We start from the raw sequence: 19141 nt of genomic DNA on the forward strand, positions 1-19141 counted from the left end.
TAACATTAAACAAACAATTACTAGCTATTCAATTCGAAACATGAAATTACTAATTTCCTTAATTCTTCCGGCTTTAATGCTATCCGCAACATCAAGTTGTGGAATCAAACAGCCTGTCACAACTAATAATTCACCGTCTACGAACATTCCGGCAAAGACTACCATTAACAATCAAATCATCCCTGCAGCCGATCAATTAGAAGCCTACCTTCCTTTGTTAAAAGGCAAGAAAGTAGGGTTGATGGGAAATCAAACTTCAGTTGTTGGAAAGGAACACCTGGTGGACGTACTATTGAAAAATAAAGTTGACATTAAGTTTGCCTTTGCTCCGGAGCATGGATTTCGCGGAGATATTGAAAGAGGAGAAAAAGTAAGTAATGATTTTGATGCTAAAACCGGACTTCCTTTATACACGCTTTATGGAAAGAACGATAAAGCAGATTCTATCGTTAATTCTGTTGATGTAATGATCTTTGATTTACAGGATGTGGGTGCGCGTTTTTACACTTATATTGCTTCCATGCATCGCGTCATGCAACTTGCTGCCAATAATAATAAAAAAGTAATTGTGCTGGATCGTCCTAATCCAAATGGTGATCAAGTTGATGGTCCGGTAAGAAAGGACGATAAGTTTAAAGCAAACATCAGTTACCATAAAATCGCGATGATCCATGGTTTGACAGTTGGCGAATTGGCTAAAATGATCAATGGTGAAGGTTGGCTGGATAAAGGTAAACAGGTTGACTTAACCGTGATACCGGTTAAAAATTACGACCATAGCATGAAATATGATTTGCCGGTTATCCCATCACCAAGTTTACCTAATTATGCTTCCATACGTTTATATATGTCTTTGTGTCTTTTTGAAGGTACGGATATCAGTGTTGGAAGAGGTACTGATTGGCCTTTTCAGGTGATTGGTTATCCTAATCCTAATCTTGGTACATTTACGTTTACACCTGGTACTCGTCCTGGAATGGCTGCCCACGTGGAGCAACAAGGTAAATTGTGTTACGGGTTAGATTTAAGAAATGTTGATGCGGAAGCTGAGAAGTTCACCTTAAAATATCTTATCGATTTTTATCATAAATCTGGCTTGAAAGAGAAGTTTTTCGCGAGACCTGAGTTTTTTGATAAGTTAGCCGGTACAGACCAATTAAGAAAACAAATCTTGGCAGGAAAGACCGAAGCTGAGATTAAGGAATCCTGGAAAAAAGAGCTTTCTGCTTATAAAGAAATGCGCAAGAAGTATTTAATGTACCCGGATTTCGAATAAGATCAGAAATTCTGAATTAAGCATTCATAAAAATAAGAACCAAACAGAAATCGCCGATGAGGCGATTTCTGTTTTTTTATAAGCTATTGAGCCAGGGTAAAGCTGATTGGAATGTTATACTTCACCCGCACTGGCCTTCCATTCTGAATGCCAGGAGTCCAGCGTGGACTAGCCTTCAATACCCTGATCGCTTCTTCATCTGTGCCATCACCTAAGGCACGATCTACCTTTATATCCGTTAATTCGCCATTTTTCTCCACAACGAAAGACAAGAATACTTTACCCTGCGTATTCCTTTCTGCTGCCATTGGAGGATATTTAACCGACTTTTGTAAGTAAGCATAAAATTTATCCATGCCACCCGGAAAGCTCGGTTGGTTTTCAATATGGATCATGTTATAAACTTCGGTATCCTCAACAATTGCGGCTTGTTTCGGGCCATTCCCACTAGGACCTGCAATCACGATTTCTGCCTCAGGATCACCAGCAATGGTTTTTTGACCAGGATTGGCTTCTTTCAAATCTATAATTTGGGGTGGCTCTTCGGCAGACACCAAATGATCAGCCCTTACAATTGGCGGAGGAAATTTAACCTGAGCCTGCTTTGGCGGGGGTGGTTCAACTGGTGGCGGAGGTGGGGTGTCTGGGTTAACCGGCGGTGGCGGAGCTATTTGAGTAACTGTTGTCCCGTCCATTATTTCATCTGCAGAGGATGGCCCGTTGATTAGGCTAATGATTTTGGGCGTCAGAAACAAAAAAATAAATACAGTGCCCGCATATAGCAAGGATTTGGTGGTGTTTGAGCTGTTCTGTTTACGAAGCGCATAAGCTCCATAGCTCTTATTTTTTTGATCAAAAATAAGGTCCAGCCACTCTTCTCTGAATAAATCAATCTTTGAACTAAACATAGCGTTAAATGTTAAAGTAAATTATTTATTTTAAGTTAAGGATGTTAAGCGCTGTCCTTTTCCATAAGGCTTGCGGAAAGAAATATATGCTAAACACTCAGCATTCAAAGGGATATTGTTTATGAAGAATTAGCTTTATATTATGTTCCGAGTTGAGTGTTTAGTTTCTAAGCGACAAACGTGCACTAAAATAGGATTGGTACAAAACCTGGATATCTTATGGTAGAAATTAAAGGAAATGATTTAAAATGGGAATACATAAAATGAAATTAAAGTATATTATAACAACCGCACTGAGCTTATTGATAAGCTACACCGCTACATTAGCGCAGACACCGAAAGCGCAGATACCAAAAATTAAAAAAGCAATTTTAATCATTGTAGACGGTATACCGGCTGATATGATAGAAAAGGTGCATACACCGAATATTGATGGCATTAGTAAAGTAGGCGGTTATACACGAGCATATATGGGTGGAGAAAGAGGAGGGTATTCTGAAACGCCTACTATTTCGGCGGTTTGTTACACGAGTATGATTACAGGTACCTGGGCTAATAAACATAATGTATGGGGCAATGGAATTGAAAATCCTAATTATAATTATTGGACTATTTTTAGATTTCTAGAGGAAAGTAAGCCTGAAAGTAAGTTGGGCATTTATTCCACCTGGTTAGATAACCGAACAAAAATATTGGGAGCGGGAAAGCCTGAAACAAACCAGCTAAAAATGGATGTCAATTTTGATGGCTATGAGTTGGATACGGTGAGGTTTCCGCATGATAAAGTTTCCACACATATCAATTTAATTGATGAAGAGGTAACAAAGCAGGCTGCTCAAAGTATTAAAAAAGATGCACCTGATCTAAGTTGGGTTTACCTGCAGTACACCGATGATGCAGGACATCGTTATGGTGACGGTAAGGAAATGATCACTGCCATAGAAAAGGCAGATAGACAGGTCGGTGATATCTATAACGCGGTTAAATACAGGGAGCAGTATTTTAATGAAGATTGGTTGTTTGTGGTGGTTACTGACCATGGCAGAGATGTGGCCACCGGTTTGTCACATGGAAAGCAATCTGAGCGCGAGCGAACAATCTGGATTTCTTCAAATTCGAAAAAATTAAATCAACATTTCCATGCACACCAACCTGCTATGGTGGATGTGCTTCCTTCTGTTGCTCGTCATTTAGCTATCAATATTACCCAAGCTCAAAAATATGAACTGGATGGTGTTCCTTTTATTGGGGAGGTTTCCATTGCTGATCCAAAAGCTACAAAAGTTAAAAACAATATCATCGTAGAATGGACACCTTTTACCACTAAAGGCAAGATTAAGATTTTGCTTACGGCAACAAATAATTTTAAGGGAAAAGGGGTTGCAGGAAAAGATGATTACGTTTTGTTAGGTGAGTTTGATGTTTCAAAACGTAAGGCAGAGGTGTCTGTACCGAAGGTCTTGATGGGGAAAGAAATGTATAAAATTGTAATAGAAGGGGAGCATAACACCTTGAATAGGTGGGTGAAATGAACAGAATCACTACCCACCCCCGCCAAGCGCCCGGTAAAGTTCTACTGATGCAATCAGCTGTGCGGTACGGATCATCGCGAGCTCCAGTTCACTCTGCAAAGAATTACTTTGGGCAGTAATCACTTCCAGGTAGGTCGCCATTCCGTTTTTAAACAGCAGATCTGAATTCTTGACCGCCTGCTGCAGAATATTGACCCGCTGCAAAGAAGATGCATACTCCTGATCAAGTTTCTCTATTTTCACCAGTTCATCTGAAACCTCGCCCACAGCGTTTAAAACCGACTGCCGAAACTCGATCACCACCTTCTCGCGGTCAACCTTTGCGAGCTCATACTGCGTTTTAAGCTGCCTGCGATTAAAAATAGGTTGGGTGATCCCTCCCGATACGATACCAAATAAAGACGCCGGAATATTGAACCAGCTACTGGCCTTTAATGAATTTAAACCGCCGCTTGCAGAAATAACCAGGGAAGGATACATTTCTGCTTTGGCAACACCCACCTCGGCATTCGCCCTGCTTAGTGCCAGCTCAGCAATTCTCACATCAGGACGGATCCTGACCATCGCTGCCGGAAAGCCTGAAGGCAGTTTGCGGGGGAGTTTCATCCTTTCCAGGCTGGCCCGTCGCTCAATGGCTGCGGGCATTTTACCTGTGAGGATTTTCAGCGCATTCTCCTGAATATTCACCGCCTGCTCCAGTCTGGGAATCAATTGCACGGCGACAAGCTGTTGCGCTTCTGCCTGCTGAATAGCCAGCGAGGTTACCTGCCCGGCATCAAATTGCATTCGAATAATATTCAGGGTACTGTCGCTTAACAGCCTGTTTTTTCTGGCCACCTCAAGCTGGGCATCGAGCATCAGCAGTTGGTAAAATCCCTGCGCCACATTGGCGACAATGCGGGTCTGCAGCGCTTTCTTAGCTTCGTTGGTTTGAAGGTAGGTCGCAAGGGACGCTTGTTTCTGACGTTTAATTTTGCCCCAAATGTCAGCTTCCCAGCTTAAGCCCAAACTTGCCTCATAATCTTCGATATGTTTGGTGCTCAGAAACTGGCCAGAGCTTAACCCGTTTAAACTGTTGTCAGAAGGTCTGTTAGAACTTGCCGCCAGCTGCAAATTTAACACGGGCAGGTTACCCAGCCTCGCTTGTTTCAACAGGATCTCTGCAGCTTCGATATTTTTTACAGCCAGCTGCAGGTCTAAATTTCTGAGCAAGGCGGTGTCAATCAATTCCTGAATTTCCGGCTCGTTAATAAATTCCTTTACAGACAAGGTAGCAATGCTGGGGATATCCTGCTCAGCAGTATTTCTGAAGGCATCGGGTGTTTCGCTTGCAGGTAGTGGGATATCTTTTGATACACCACATCCGGTAGCAAATGTGACGATGAATGCCAGCATATAGAGATAGTTATATGGTTTCATGAGCAAGTTCTTTAACATGGTTTTCATGGGAAATATGGATTACAGGTTTGCTGATTTTTTCTTGTAAGTATTGGAAAATGATAAAGAGCACCGGGATGATGAAAATGCCCAGCAAGACGCCGGATATCATCCCTCCTGCAGCACCAATACTGATGGAGTGGTTCCCTAAAGCGGATGGGCCCACCGCTGTCATCATAGGAATCATACCTACAATAAAAGCAAGAGAAGTCATGATAATAGGGCGCAAGCGCAGTTTTGCGGCTTCCAGCGCAGCGGCGAGCAGTGACTTCCCGGAGCGCCGGCGTTGTACAGCAAACTCAACAATCAGAATGGCATTCTTCGCGAGCAGACCAATGAGCATGACCAGCGCTACCTGCACATAAATATTGTTCTCGATTCCGGCAAGGCCTATAGCTAGGAAGACACCTAAAATACCTGCAGGAATGGAAAGAATAACGGCCATCGGCAGAATGTAACTTTCGTATTGTGCGGCCAGCAGGAAGTAAACGAAAATCAGGCACAGCGTAAAGATGATTGCCGATTGCCCGCCCGAAGAGATTTCCTCCTTTGTTAAACCCGAGAACTCATAAGAATAACCAAAAGGCAGTTGTTTTTCGGCCACTTCTTTCACGGCATTGATCGCATCGCCAGAGCTGAACCCTGGTTTAGGGATGGCATTGATACCAATAGAATTAAACAGGTTATACCGCGACACATTTTCAGGTCCATAAACGCGCTTCAAGTTCACGAGGGTGGTAATGGGTACCATATTGCCGGAAGCATTTTTTACAAACACCCCATCCATAGCTGCCGGAGATGTCCTGTCGGTATTATCTGCCTGTACCATCACCCGGTAATATTTACCAAACCGGTTAAAATCTGAAGCCTGGGCGCTGCCAAAATAGGTTTGCATGGTCTGTAGGATGTCTTTCACGCTTACCCCCAGTTGTTGTGCTTTTTCATCGTCAACTTCAAGTTCCAGTTGAGGATAATCTGTTCTGAAGGAGGTAAAAGCAACGGCAATTTCCGGACGTTTCATCAGCTCGCCAATAAAACCATTTCCTATTCCGCTAAATTTATCCAGGCTACCCCCTGTACGATCCTGGAGCACCATATCTAAACCATCTACGTTACTGAAACCAGGAACCGTTGGAAAGGTAAAGACAAAGAATTCGGCACCTTTAATACCTGAAAGCTTGGTTCTCACTTCATTCATAATTTCTGTGATGTCCTTAATTTTACCGCGTTCTTTCGTTGGTTTTAACAGGATGAAAGAAACACCCATCGAAGGACTTGAAGATTGTGTTAAGATGTTGAAACCAGACAAACCCATCAGTGTTTGTTTAGATTCCATATCACCCAATCTGTTTTCCATTTCTTTAATGGCCCTGGTGGTTCGGTCAAGCGAGGCACCGGGAGGCATGGACAAGGAAATGGCTATAAAACCTTGATCTTCAGAAGGGATAAATCCCGATGGGGATCTTTTCACCAATACGCTGGTAGCGAGTATCACCACCACAAGGCCACCCATACTTACCCACTTATAACGAATTAAAAAACGAAGGGCACCCAGGTATCTGGAAGTTAGCTTCTCAAACCCAGAATTAAAGCCGGTGAAGAATTTCTGCTTGAAAGTGGTTTTTACCCCCGGTTGTGTGTGATGCTGCGGTTGTTTTAAAAACAATGCTGTTAATGCGGGGCTCAGCGTCAAGGCGTTTACCGCAGAAATAACAATAGCGATGGCCAAGGTGAAAGCGAACTGCCTGTAAAATACGCCCGTAGAGCCTTCCATAAAACCGACAGGGAGGAATACGGCCGACATGACCAGGGTAATGGAAATGATGGCCCCGGTAATTTCGTTCATGGCTGAAATGGTGGCTTCTTTAGGGGGAAGATTTTTGTGCTCCATTTTGGCATGTACCGCTTCGACCACAACAATGGCATCATCCACCACGATGCCGATGGCAAGCACCAGGGCAAACAAAGTGAGTAAGTTAATGGAAAAGCCAAACAGGTTCATAAAAAAGAACGTACCAATAATAGCGACGGGAACGGCAATGGCGGGGATCAGCGTGGAGCGGAAATCTTGCAGGAAGATGAATACCACAATAAACACCAATATAAAAGCCTCAATAAGGGTAAACTTTACCTGGTCGATGGATAGGTCGAGCGATGTTTTTGTATTGTATAAAATAAGGTGTTTTACTCCCTTTGGGAAATCTTTAGCCGCCTTCTGCATGAGTTTATCAATGGCAATCTGAATCTCATTGGCGTTTGAGCCTGCCAGTTGCATCACCGCGATGTTGATGCCTGGCTTACCGTTTACCCTTGTAAAATTTCCATAGGTATATGATCCGAATTCTATCCGGGCGACGTCCTTTAATCGTAAAATAGAGCCGTCTGCATTCGACTTTATCGCGATATTCTCGTAATCGACAGGCTTATTTAGCTTACCTTTATATTTAATGACATACTCAAAGGAAGCCTGACTGCTTTCCCCAAATTTACCGGGTGCTGCTTCCAGACTTTTATCCTGAATGGCTGCCATCACTTCTTTTGGCGTTAACTTATAGGCCGCCATCTGTGCCGGATTCAACCATACACGCATGGAATAGTCTTTGTTTCCGCCAAAAATTATCGACTGGCCGACCCCGGGAATTCTTTTGATCTCCGGGATGATATTAATCTGCGCATAGTTGGCCAGGAAGGTCTGATCGTAGTTTTTGGTGTCTTCCGAGTACATGTCGACCACCATAATTAAACTATTTTGCTGTTTTGCGGTGGTAATCCCTGCCTGGACCACTTCGGCCGGCAACTGACTGGTGGCCTGAGACACCCTGTTCTGTACATTTACTGCTGCCTGATCGGGATCTGTTCCCAGCTTAAAATATACGGTAATAACCAGGGAACCATCGTTACTGGCGGTGGAGCTCATGTAACTCATGTTCTCAACGCCGTTAATGGACTCTTCAAGGGAAGGGGCCACCGCACGAAGAACAGTTTCTGCATTGGCACCTGGATAGAGTGCCATCACTTGCACCGCTGGTGGTGCAATATCAGGAAATTGCTGAAGGGGCAGCCTCACTAAACCCAATATCCCTAATATAACCAGGATCACAGATATCACTGTGGCCAATACGGGCTTGTCAATAAACTTTTTAAACATGACTTTATTTATTTGTGCTGTTAACTGCAGCGAGATTTTCTGACTCTTCTATTTCTATGACGTCTCCATCTTTCAGGTTCCCCATTCCTTTATATACAATCCTGTCGCCTGCTTTAACGCCATCTTTGACCAGGTAGTTTGTGCTGCTGGTACCAACTACGGTAATGGGTTGTCTGGAGACTTTATTACTTTTGTCTACGGTAAAGACAAAGATTTTATCCTGTATTTCTATCGTGGATTCCTGTGGCACAGATAGCGCATTTTGATGTTTAAAGGCTAAGCGCACCTTACCCGTATTGCCTGAGCGTAACACCCCGGCCTCATTAGGAAAAGTGGCGCGAAGTGTAATTGCACCTGTCTGTCTATCGAACTGTCCGTCTACCATGTCGAGCTTGCCTTGAACTGGGTAAAGCGAATGATTGGCGAGTACCAGCGAAACACCGGGGATGTTCTTTATCCGCTGGGCAACTGTTTTTCCCGGATATCGTTCGTTGAAACTGATAAAATCATCTTCACTAAGGGAAAAGTATACATGAACTTCATGGGCATCTGACAGTTGCGTGAGTGGCTCAGGATCTGCTGCGCTAACCAGGCTGCCTTGCTTTTTAGGTAGCCGGCCAACATAACCAGTTACAGGAGCTGCTATTAAGGTGTAACCCAGATTGATTTTCGCCGTAGCGACGCTGGCTTTGGCCTGTTCTATATTAGCCAGGGCCATCTGGTACGCCGCTTTTGCGCTTTTAAGCTGGAAATCGGAAACCACTTTATGTTGAACCAAAGGGGTTAGCTTGTCTATTTCAAGCTGAGCGTTCAGTGCTGCTGCCCGTGCTGATTGCAGGGAGGCCTTTGCGGTATTCAAAGCTTCCTTATAGGGTAGGTCATTGATTTTAAATAAAAGTTGTCCTTTTTGAACCTGCGCTCCTTCATTGACATAGATTTTATCAAGATTGCCGGAAATCTGGGGACGAATTTCCAGGTCTACAGCTCCTTCAATGGTGGCAGGGTATTCAAAAAAGCTTGTCTCCGCGCTTTTATGAATAGACAACACCGGAAGAACCTGGGCGGATGGAGGGGATAGCGACATTTTTTCGCCATTTGAACATCCAAACAGGAAAAGTCCGAATAATAACAGTATTGAAGTTTTCATAACATGGTTATATGGTTTAACGCTGTTAGGTGATGGTCCGAACTTGGTTTTCATTTGATGGAGATTAAGTGATTAATAACAGGGGTATTTTATTTAACAGTGTTAAGTGGTTGGGGTAAAAAAAGGACTTTTGAACAAGTCCGGGGTATTCATTAATCGTTTATGTACTTGATAATTCCTTTAATGGCGTCATGTAAAATCAGCTGGTTCATTTGATCACCTCTACCTTTATTAACGATATTGATGGAAATGAGGCCATGAATGATCGACCAGAACGTATAAAATTTTCTACATACTAAATCATCGGCGGGGTTATCATCGTCCATGACATCTCTGATGGCATCAAAAAACAGATTGGTTAAGGCTTCTGCTTCCTGCAAGCTTTTTTTAACCTCACAACAGTTCATATCAACACCATACATCAGTTGATAAAGTTCCTGATGTTCAAACGCGAAATCCCAGTAGGCAATCCACATCGCTTCCAGCCGTTCAGCAGCTGTGGTTTCATCTTTCATCACTTTACGAACTTCTTTACCCAGGATTACATAACCCTGGCGTGTGAGTTCCAAAAGGATGCCGTCTTTATTTGCAAAATACTCATAGATAATGGGCGCCGTGTATTCAATCTTCTCGGCAATCTTACGCATACTTAAGGATTGCCAGCCTTCTTCTTTTACGATGTCGAGCGCGGCATTCAATATGTTGCTTTTTGTTTCTTCCTTTAATCGTGCAATCCGCTCTTTACTTCCCATATCCTACTACAACAGATTTAAATTATCTAACACTGTTAAACAAATGTACAGGAGCTATTTGGAATATCCATCATTTTTATGTCAGAAATACGATCATATAAAAAAAATGACGAAGTTTAACTCATCTCTTAACGACTACTTGTTTTTCATTTGTATATAATTTGTTTTTTAAAGGTGATGAAGCTATCATGAGCTTATTCATTGGTATTTGTAAGCTGCAAGCTTATGATGGTTTCATTCGTCTACCTATTACGGAAAGCTAGAAGATAAGTCCTTCCTGGGAGGGGTCTGATAGGGACCTGCTACCGACCTCGTACCGGAAAATCGGTAGGAGGTGGGTCTTAAACCGGTGTTAGAACTGTCAAAGTTCTAAGGCAAACTTAATTGATTCCTAGTTGATCGCTAAGTGTAATGCAATTGAACCTAAACTTGAGATTTCCTTGTTGATTATTGCTATTGGAGATGGCTTGGAATTCAGTGTTTTCGGTTTGGGCAGTGGGTCAGTTCGCTGTAATCTTCAAAAAAAAATTAAAAATTACTTGACAAACAATCCTATTTATCGTAATATTGCGATGTGATATTGCGGATATAAAAACAGTCATATTTTTTTAACCTGATTCATCGTAATATTACAATATAAATAGTTTTATCATTTTAAATAATAAATTATATTGCCATGAAAACAGATAATGAAATCAAAGAATTAGTGAGGCAGAAATACAGTGAAATCGCCTTACAAGACAAAGCAACAAATGAAAGTTCCTGTTGTGGTTCAGGTTGTTGCAGTACCGAGGTATACAACATCATGAATGAAGATTATAGCAAATTGGAAGGCTATACACCTGATGCTGATTTGGGCTTAGGCTGCGGTCTGCCAACGCAATTCGCCCAGATTAAAAAAGGCGATGTTGTTATTGATTTAGGATCAGGTGCTGGAAACGATTGTTTTGTTGCCCAGGCTGAAACTGGAGAAACCGGCAAAGTGATTGGCATCGACTTTACTGAAGCGATGATCAATAAAGCACGTGAAAATGCGGAGAAGCTTAATCTCCATCATGTAGAATTTCGCCGGGGAGATATTGAAAACATGCCAGTATCGGCAAATACAGCCGATGTCATTGTCAGCAACTGTGTATTGAACCTCGTGCCCAATAAGCCAAATGTGTTTAAGGAGATCTATAGAGTTTTGAAACCGGGTGGACATTTCTGTATCTCTGACATTGTTTTGGTGGGTGAGTTACCGGCGAGTTTGCAGGATGCTGCTGAAATGTATGCGGGGTGTGTAGCAGGAGCAATCCAGAAAGACGATTATTTAGGCCTCATTGAAAGTACCGGGTTTAAAAACGTTACGCTTCAAAAAGAAAAAACCATTACTATTCCGGATGATATACTGTCACATTATTTAGATGCACAGCAACTGGCTGAATTTAAATCTGGAACATTTGGGATCTATAGCATCACAGTTTACGGCGAAAAGCCTGTTGAAGCAAAAGCATGTTGCGGCACGGATTGCTGTAATTAAAGATGTGCATAAAGAATTCCACAGGTCTGGGTGCATCCATATCGTTCCTGTTGCTATTGCAGAAATGATCCGGATAATTGTAGCAGATTTTGAAGAGTCAGACTTTTTGTCTTTCTTCATTCTTTTATCATCTAGCTCACATGCACAAAAATATTTTTACCCGATTTGCTGCTTTCTTTTTGTTATTGATCCCGCCTGCCATTTCATCGTATGCACAGGATAAACGCCCTAATATTATTGTCTTCCTGGTTGATGACATGGGTTGGATGGATACTTCTGTGTCTTTTGGCGATAGTGTGATGGCACTCAACAGAAAATACCATACACCAAATATGGAACGCATGGCAAATGAGGGGATGAAGTTTACCAATGCTTATGCAACTTCGGTTTGTACACCTTCCCGGGTGAGTATGCTCACAGGAATGAACGCAATCCGTCATAAAGTGACTAATTGGACCCATTTATTAAAGGACAAACCCTCCGACCAGGAAGATAAGCAGTTTAACCGTATTGATTGGAATTTTAATGGCTATAGTCCTGTACCTGGTATACCACATACGGTTTATGCCACACCCATGCCACAACTGCTTAAAGATGCGGGATATTTTACGGTTCATGTAGGCAAAGCGCATTTTGGATCTCAGGGTACCCCAGGTGCTAATCCACTTAACCTGGGCTTTATGGTTAATGTGGCAGGTAATGCCATCGGTCATCCCCAGAGTTATTATGGCAGGGACAATTACGGTAATATACCTGGAAAATTTACTTTTAATGCAGTGCAGGGTTTGGCTGAGTATTATGGGTCTGATATTTTTCTAACTGAAGCGCTTACCCTCGAAGCTTTGAAAAGTATAGCACAGCCAGCAAAAACCAAACAGCCTTTTTACCTCTACCTGTCCCACTATGCGATACATGATCCCATTCAGGCTGATGATCGTTTTGTGCAGAAATATTTAGACAAAGGCTTAGATCCCCGCGAAGCTAAATATGCCAGCTTGATTGAGGGAATGGATAAAAGTCTTGGTGATGTGATGAATTACCTTGAGGAAGAGAAAATTGCCGACAATACGGTCATTTTATTTATGTCTGATAATGGTGGCCTGAGCCTTGACTACGCACGCGGTGGACTGTCACACACCCATAATTTACCACTAAAAGCCGGAAAAGGGTCGATTTATGAAGGGGGTGTCCGCGTGCCAATGATCGTAAAGTGGCCAAATTTAGTTAAAGCTGGTTCGCTGAGTGATCAGCCGGTCATCATTGAAGATTTTTTTCCTTCAATATTAGAAATAGCAGGAACACAAAAGATGAACCTGATACAGGAAGTGGATGGAAAAAGTTTTCTTCCTTTGTTAAAAGGGGAAGGTTATCTCCACAAAGACAGGTGTTTAATATGGCATAATCCTCATCAATGGACCAGTCCAGACGGGCCGGGAATTAATTATTTCAGTGCCATCCGACAGGGAAAATGGAAATTGATTTATGATTACAGGAAGGGCAAGCTGGAATTATATAATTTAGATAAGGATTTGGGTGAACAGGTGAATTTGATTGGAAAAGAAAAAGGATTGGCAAAAAAGCTTTCCCAGGAACTGACACGGCAATTGAAAGCTGGTAAAACAGTAATGCCAACTTATAAAGCAACGGGCAAGCCTGTGTTATGGCCAGATGAGCTTAAGTAATCTTATTAACGAACGCTGACAATTCCCTGCTGTATTGATCTAATGTTTGAGCGGAGTGAGCATGTCCTCCATGTTCTTCGCATGCATTTCATGCTTTTTTTCTTCCTGCGCTTTTCGCTCAGAAATAAGTGTCCTTAAAGAAAGGTAATGACGGGGTTGGCCGTCAGCGTTTTTGATAGGTACAATTACACTATTTACCCAGTAAATAGATTGGTCTTTTGCAAGATTTTTGATTTCTCCATACCAGACATTGCCACCCCCGATGGTCTTCCACATCTCTTTAAAAAAGGCTTTGGAATGATGACCTGAATTAATCATGTTATGGTTCTTTCCAATCAGTTCTTCAGCACTATACTTCGAGATTTCACAAAACTGCTTGTTTACATAGATGATTTTTCCCTTGATGTCGGTTATCGACGAAATCACACTGAAATCCACAGCTTGTTGATACGCCATCAAAATGCTGGTCAATTCTTCTTGTGATGTTGTCTGCCCGTAACCCCAATCTCCTTCAAGTATTTCCATATGCAGGTAAAATTAAGCATCAAAACGCTAACTATTTGAAGTGGTATGAAGTATTTTACTCATCATGGTTTCATAAGTGATAAAATTGTATCTGCAATTGCTTGAGTTGTGCAATTTATAATGCGAATCATATGAATAATAGTACTAAATTAAACAATAAATAAAGCTGTTTACATTTAACGAGGACAGCTTCTGCTGATAGAAAACAAGCTACATCCTATGAAAATGAAAAAGCCATCTTCCGTTATGATCACGTTGTTTTTGCACTTTGTATTCATCTGTACAGCTTTTGGAAATGATGCTTTAAAATTTAATAAATTATCCTGTGAGTATATAGAAAATCCACTGGGCATAGAAACATCTTTCCCCAGACTTAGCTGGACGATCACAGGAACTGGTCGTAACCAGTCTCAATCAGCTTATGAAATATTAGTCAGCGATAATATAAAAGACGCAAACCAGCTTCATGGAAATGTTTGGAATACAGGGAAAGTAATATCTGCTGAAAATATCCATATTCAGTATAATGGTAAGGCATTAAAATCTTTTACGCGCTATTACTGGCGGGTGAAGATTTATGATCAGGATGGTATAGCCACAGGATGGAGCGAACTTAACTGGTTTGAAACCGCTATGCTTCAGCAAGCAGATTGGCAAGGTAAATGGATTGGTGACGGCAGTACTCAATTTGTCCTCGATGAGGATTTTTACCAGACTGACCCTATGCCCTTGTTCCGCAAATCTTTTAAAACAAATAAGAAGATCACCACTGCCAGGCTTTATATAAGTGGAATAGGTTATTATGAAGCCTATCTTAACGGTAAAAAGATTGGTAATCACGTGCTGGATCCGGGATGGACGGCCTATGCAAAGGAGATTCTGTATGCTGTTTATGATATTACAGAACAACTTCAACGGGGGAATAATACTGCCGGGATCATGTTGGGCAATGGATTTTATAACCCTTTGCCCTTGCGATTTTGGGGAGGGATCAACAAGAGAGCGGAGTTAACAACTGGCCGTCCAACCGTTAAAGCGATGATCCGGTTAAACTATGCTGATGATTCATCTGTGGTTATACCTACTGATGAAACCTGGCAAACTGCTCCAGGTCCTGTGATGCGCAATAGTGTTTACCTGGGTGAGCATTATGATGCCCGCTTTGAAAAAGAAAATTGGAGTAGCTCAAAACCTGTGGATGAAAGCTGGAAAGCTGCTACAGTGGTTAACGGCCCCGGAGGAACACTCCAGGTGCAGATGCAGCCTCCCATTAGGGTTACTAAAATACTTAAGCCTGTTGAAATTGCTGAAATTAAACCAGGTGTGTTTGTTGTTGATATGGGACAGAACTTTGCAGGAGTTGCTCGTTTACGTTTAAAAGGACCTGCAGGAACAAAAGTAACACTTCGCTATGGGGAAGATAAATATCCTGATGGCCATGTAAATCTGATGACTGCTGTTGCCGGTCAGATCAAGAATAATAATGGTGGCCCTGGTGCTCCAAAGGTTGCATGGCAGGAAGATAGTTATACCCTAAAAGGAAAAGGAGTGGAGACCTGGTCTCCTAGATTTACATTTCACGGATTTCGTTATCTGGAAGTCACGGGCTGGCCCGGTAAACCCACCCTTAATGATATAGAGGGCTTACGTATGAATGCTGATCTGGAGACAGACGGGGAATTCTCGTCTTCAAACCTCATGTTCAACAAATTAAATGAAACCATACAATGGACTTTCTTAAGCAATGTTTTTAGTTTGCAATCTGATTGTCCTGCACGCGAAAAGCTTGGCTATGGGGGAGATTTGCTTTGCACCACGGAGGCATTCATGTATAATTATAATATGGCAAACTTTTACGGTAAGGTTTTGCGTGATTTTACAAATGATCAGCGGCCACAAGGGGGGATTACAGAGACTATGCCTTTTGTGGGAATCGCAGATGCTGGCCCGGGAGATAAATCAGGTCCTTTAGGTTATCAGGCTGGTTATCCTTACCTGGTAAAAAAAATGTATGATTTCTATGGTGATCGGCGAATTGTAGCTGATAATTATGAGGCGCTTACCCGACTGATTAATTTTCTTCAGGGCAAAGCAAAGGATCATTTATTTGATAAAGAGGATTTAGGTGACCACGAATCGCTGGATGCCAAGGCTATACCTTTTACACCCTCCGTTTTCTATTATCTCCAGGTGAAAATGATGGCTGATTTTGCAGCAATTCTAGGGAAAAAGGAAGACGAGGCTCGCTATAAAAACTTGAGTAATTCTATTCAGGAGGCGATTGTCCAGAAATTTAGCCCTGAAAGGAATGGAAAATATGAATTGGGAACGCAAACAGCCCAGGTTTTTGCATTGTGGTCAGGGATTGATGCTGGTGACAAAGAAGATCAGGCATTTAAGAAATTGATTTCGTCATTTGAACAAAAAAACGGGCATTTATCCACTGGGATTTTCGGCACCAAAATGCTTTTTGATGTTTTAAGAAAAGCAGATGAAAATGAGATGGCTTATCGTATAGCCAATCAGCGTGATTATCCAGGTTGGGGCTTTATGTTAGCAAATGGTGCAACTACATTATGGGAAACCTGGGCTCCCTCAGATAATACTTTTTCAAAAAATCACCCCATGTTTGGCTCCGTTGGAGAATGGTTTTATAGGTCCTTGTTAGGAATTAATGCTGCGGAACCGGGCTTTAAAAAAGTGATCATTAAGCCGCAACCAGCAGGGGATCTCAAACATGCAAAAGGCAGTTTTAATTCAATGTATGGTAAGATACACTCAGCTTGGGAAATAACTGATCAACAATTTAGCTTGAATGTTGAAATTCCGGTTAATACAACCGCTGAAATTTGGATTCCCACGAAAACTGGAAATAGCATTATGGAAGGAGCTAGACCGGTATCAGAGGCAGAAGGTGTAAAATACTTGAGAAATGAAGATGGATATGCAGTTTTTTATACAGGTTCTGGAAGGTTTTCATTTGTGAATAGTTTATAAGGTAATGAAGGTAATTTATGTTTAAGTCAATACTTATAATCTTATTGCTTAGCTGTGGGTATTGCATGGCACAGCAAGAAATTAATTTATATCAGGGAAAGGTTCCAAACTCAAAAGCTGTTAAAAATGAAGAACTTCATACACCCAACGCGGAGGTAGATAGCCTTACTTCTAAAGTATCGGTTCCTACGCTCAGGGTTTTTCTTCCCGCTGCGGGAAAAGCTAACGGCACTGCTGTTATCATTTGTCCGGGAGGTGGTTACCACACTTTACTGACTAAACGGGAGGGGAGTGATGTTGCCAAAGCTTTTAATGAGCTGGGTATCACTGCTTTTGTTTTAAAATACAGGCTTCCCAGTGACCATACCATGATAGATAAGTCGATGGGGCCCTTACAAGATGCGCAGCAAGCGATGAAATATGTCCGGCAGCATGCTAAAGTATGGAAAATTGATTCTACCAGAATAGGGGTGATGGGTTTTTCCGCTGGTGGGCATCTTGCAGCTTCCCTGGGTGCTCATTTCGCAAATCCAGTGATAGAAAATAAAGAAAATAGCAACCTCCGGCCTGATTTTATGATCCTCATTAACCCGGTGATCAGCCTAACTGACCGAATCGGACATATTGGTTCCCGAAATCATCTTTTGGGGGAATTTGCTTCAGAAAAAAAAATAAGATTCTATTCTAATGAGCTGCAGGCCACTGCAGATACTCCTCCTGCTTTTTTAGTACATTCCGGAGCTGATCAGGTGGTTTCAGTGGCAAACAGTCTGGAGTTTTACCAGGCGCTTAAAAATAAGGGAGTACCTGCTGAACTGCACATTTATGCTACCGGAGATCATGGTTTTCTAACAGCACCATCTTTCGGCGAATGGTTTGGAAGGTGTATCAACTGGATGAATAGTTTGTCGATGAAACTTGTGCACTAAATACCCATTGTTGTTACTTTGGGGAACTGTCTGCTTTTTTGTTCAATTATCACCTTAAAAAATCTTAATTTGTTGGAACAAATCATTTTAAGATGGCAGAAATTCAATCGAACATTCAAAACGATATAGATACCATATCTAAAATAGATGCTGTGTCTACTATTCTTGATGTGATTTTAAAGACTACGGGAATGGGCTTTGCTGTTGTAGCCCGGGTTACGGAGCAAAAATGGGTTGCCTGTGCGGTTGCTGATCATATTAACTTTGGTATATTGCCCGGCGGTGAACTTGAATTGGAAACCACGCTTTGTCATGAGGTTAGAATGTACAACTCAGCCGTAGTTATTGACCATGCCTCACTGGACCAGAAGTACAATTCACACCATACACCCCGGATGTATGGTATTGAAAGTTATATATCCATGCCCATTGTGCTGAAAAACGGCAGCTTTTTCGGAACTTTATGTGCCATTGATCCATCACCTGCATCCATCAATAATCCGCATACCATTTCGCTTTTCAAGCTTTTCGCCGAACTTGTTGCCTTTCATATCAATGCTGTTGAAGAACTTAAAACAAGTGAAATCAGCCTGCTGGAAGAGCAGAAAACCGCCGAGCTCAGAGATCAGTTTATAGCCATTTTGGGTCATGATTTAAGAAATCCTATAGGAGCCATCTCCAATGCAGCGCAACTGCTGCTTCGCATACCTGATCAGGACCGTGTTAACAAACTTGCCCAGATTATTCATGATTCAGCTTACCGTGTTAAAAACCTGATTGACAATATCCTTGACTTTGCAAAAGGAAGAATGGGCGATGGCATTGATATCAAAACGAGCGTTCATCAATCTTTGCATGTGGAATTAAGCCAGGTGATTTCCGAACTCCAGCTTTCACATCCTGAACGTATGATCGATACTCATTTTAAATTCGTTGATCCCATTAGTTGTGATGGTACACGTATTGCCCAACTGTTCTCAAATCTTTTAGCCAATGCATTAATACACGGAAATAAAAATGCCCCCATTACCGTGGAGGCTTTAAGTGAACATGGGAAGTTTAAGCTCTCCGTTATAAATTCGGGCGACAAAATTCCGAAAGAAAAATTGAACGGCTTGTTTAAACCGTTTTATCGGGGTGATCCCAAAGCTGATAGTAAGGGGCTGGGACTCGGTTTATATATTGCCCAGGAAATTGCCAATGCGCATGGCGGTGTTTTAAGAGCGACCTCTACTGATGAGGAAACCCGTTTTACGCTAACATTGAGTTGATTAAGGTCTTATTGG

At 42.0% G+C, this 19141-nt stretch carries 13 protein-coding genes; 7 read left to right on the forward strand and 6 right to left on the reverse strand.

The genetic code is table 11. The features are described from left to right. The first annotated feature begins 40 nt into the window (after nt 1-40). A complete protein-coding gene (locus tag WG905_RS10245; protein ID WP_339591622.1) occupies nt 41-1276 on the forward strand; it encodes an exo-beta-N-acetylmuramidase NamZ family protein in 1236 nt (411 codons plus the stop codon). An 83-nt stretch (nt 1277-1359) separates the two neighbouring features. Here the strand turns inward: WG905_RS10245 and WG905_RS10250 are convergent, their stop codons facing one another. Next, on the reverse strand, nt 1360-2184 hold the full coding sequence (locus tag WG905_RS10250; protein WP_339591623.1) for an energy transducer TonB: 825 nt from the start codon (nt 2182-2184) through the stop codon (nt 1360-1362). A 263-nt stretch (nt 2185-2447) separates the two neighbouring features. Here WG905_RS10250 and WG905_RS10255 point away from each other — a divergent pair, with 263 nt between their 5' ends. Then, complete coding sequence (locus WG905_RS10255; RefSeq protein WP_339591624.1) at nt 2448-3716, forward strand: alkaline phosphatase family protein; 1269 nt, start codon at nt 2448-2450, stop codon at nt 3714-3716. A gap of 9 nt (nt 3717-3725) precedes the next feature. Here the strand turns inward: WG905_RS10255 and WG905_RS10260 are convergent, their stop codons facing one another. From WG905_RS10260 to WG905_RS10275, 4 genes are all read right to left on the reverse strand, one after another. Then, the gene (locus WG905_RS10260) at nt 3726-5135 is read right to left on the reverse strand and encodes an efflux transporter outer membrane subunit (protein WP_339591625.1); all 1410 of its coding nucleotides are present in this window, start codon (nt 5133-5135) and stop codon (nt 3726-3728) included. Further along, a complete protein-coding gene (locus WG905_RS10265) occupies nt 5122-8301 on the reverse strand; it encodes an efflux RND transporter permease subunit (protein WP_339591626.1) in 3180 nt (1059 codons plus the stop codon). Before WG905_RS10265 ends, WG905_RS10260 begins: the two co-directional genes overlap by 14 nt. Nucleotides 8302-8305: 4 nt before the next feature. Then, on the reverse strand, nt 8306-9448 hold the full coding sequence (locus WG905_RS10270; protein ID WP_339591627.1) for an efflux RND transporter periplasmic adaptor subunit: 1143 nt from the start codon (nt 9446-9448) through the stop codon (nt 8306-8308). Nucleotides 9449-9600: 152 nt separating this feature from the next. Further along, a complete protein-coding gene (locus WG905_RS10275; protein ID WP_339591628.1) occupies nt 9601-10200 on the reverse strand; it encodes a TetR/AcrR family transcriptional regulator in 600 nt (199 codons plus the stop codon). A gap of 676 nt (nt 10201-10876) precedes the next feature. Here WG905_RS10275 and WG905_RS10280 point away from each other — a divergent pair. After that, nucleotides 10877-11722 carry an arsenite methyltransferase gene (locus tag WG905_RS10280; RefSeq protein WP_339591629.1) on the forward strand — a complete coding sequence of 282 codons (846 nt, stop codon included), beginning with the start codon at nt 10877-10879 and terminating at the stop codon, nt 11720-11722. 140 nt (nt 11723-11862) lie between these two features. Beyond that, on the forward strand, nt 11863-13404 hold the full coding sequence (locus tag WG905_RS10285) for a sulfatase (RefSeq protein ID WP_339591630.1): 1542 nt from the start codon (nt 11863-11865) through the stop codon (nt 13402-13404). Nucleotides 13405-13443: 39 nt separating this feature from the next. On the opposite strand, the gene WG905_RS10290 is transcribed toward WG905_RS10285, so the two are convergent. Beyond that, complete coding sequence (locus WG905_RS10290) at nt 13444-13929, reverse strand: PAS domain-containing protein (RefSeq protein WP_339591631.1); 486 nt, start codon at nt 13927-13929, stop codon at nt 13444-13446. Between the two features lie 219 nt (nt 13930-14148). On the opposite strand from WG905_RS10290, the gene WG905_RS10295 reads away from it, so the two are divergent. The 3 genes from WG905_RS10295 (at nt 14149) to WG905_RS10305 (ending at nt 19126) form a co-directional block, all read left to right on the forward strand. Further along, complete coding sequence (locus tag WG905_RS10295) at nt 14149-16926, forward strand: family 78 glycoside hydrolase catalytic domain (RefSeq protein WP_339591632.1); 2778 nt, start codon at nt 14149-14151, stop codon at nt 16924-16926. 65 nt (nt 16927-16991) lie between these two features. Beyond that, on the forward strand, nt 16992-17855 hold the full coding sequence (locus WG905_RS10300; RefSeq protein ID WP_339591633.1) for an alpha/beta hydrolase: 864 nt from the start codon (nt 16992-16994) through the stop codon (nt 17853-17855). A gap of 92 nt (nt 17856-17947) precedes the next feature. Beyond that, the gene (locus WG905_RS10305) at nt 17948-19126 is read left to right on the forward strand and encodes a GAF domain-containing sensor histidine kinase (protein ID WP_339591634.1); all 1179 of its coding nucleotides are present in this window, start codon (nt 17948-17950) and stop codon (nt 19124-19126) included. The last annotated feature ends 15 nt before the right edge of the window (nt 19127-19141 follow it).

Origin of the sequence: Pedobacter immunditicola, from assembly GCF_037482985.1 — a bacterium.
GTDB lineage: Bacteria > Bacteroidota > Bacteroidia > Sphingobacteriales > Sphingobacteriaceae > Pedobacter > Pedobacter immunditicola.

What these genes read in the sequence shown, in the direction of transcription:
- WG905_RS10300 (WP_339591633.1), top strand. Translation starts at nt 16,992, where the DNA reads ATGGCACAGCAAGAAATTAATTTATATCAGGGAAAGGTTCCAAACTCA.
- WG905_RS10280 (WP_339591629.1), top strand. Translation starts at nt 10,877, where the DNA reads ATGAAAACAGATAATGAAATCAAAGAATTAGTGAGGCAGAAATACAGT.
- WG905_RS10245 (WP_339591622.1), top strand. Translation starts at nt 41, where the DNA reads ATGAAATTACTAATTTCCTTAATTCTTCCGGCTTTAATGCTATCCGCA.
- WG905_RS10260 (WP_339591625.1), bottom strand. Translation starts at nt 5,135, where the DNA reads ATGAAACCATATAACTATCTCTATATGCTGGCATTCATCGTCACATTT.
- WG905_RS10250 (WP_339591623.1), bottom strand. Translation starts at nt 2,184, where the DNA reads ATGTTTAGTTCAAAGATTGATTTATTCAGAGAAGAGTGGCTGGACCTT.
- WG905_RS10265 (WP_339591626.1), bottom strand. Translation starts at nt 8,301, where the DNA reads ATGTTTAAAAAGTTTATTGACAAGCCCGTATTGGCCACAGTGATATCT.
- WG905_RS10305 (WP_339591634.1), top strand. Translation starts at nt 17,948, where the DNA reads ATGGCAGAAATTCAATCGAACATTCAAAACGATATAGATACCATATCT.
- WG905_RS10275 (WP_339591628.1), bottom strand. Translation starts at nt 10,200, where the DNA reads ATGGGAAGTAAAGAGCGGATTGCACGATTAAAGGAAGAAACAAAAAGC.
- WG905_RS10285 (WP_339591630.1), top strand. Translation starts at nt 11,863, where the DNA reads ATGCACAAAAATATTTTTACCCGATTTGCTGCTTTCTTTTTGTTATTG.
- WG905_RS10295 (WP_339591632.1), top strand. Translation starts at nt 14,149, where the DNA reads ATGAAAATGAAAAAGCCATCTTCCGTTATGATCACGTTGTTTTTGCAC.
- WG905_RS10270 (WP_339591627.1), bottom strand. Translation starts at nt 9,448, where the DNA reads ATGAAAACTTCAATACTGTTATTATTCGGACTTTTCCTGTTTGGATGT.
- WG905_RS10290 (WP_339591631.1), bottom strand. Translation starts at nt 13,929, where the DNA reads ATGGAAATACTTGAAGGAGATTGGGGTTACGGGCAGACAACATCACAA.
- WG905_RS10255 (WP_339591624.1), top strand. Translation starts at nt 2,448, where the DNA reads ATGAAATTAAAGTATATTATAACAACCGCACTGAGCTTATTGATAAGC.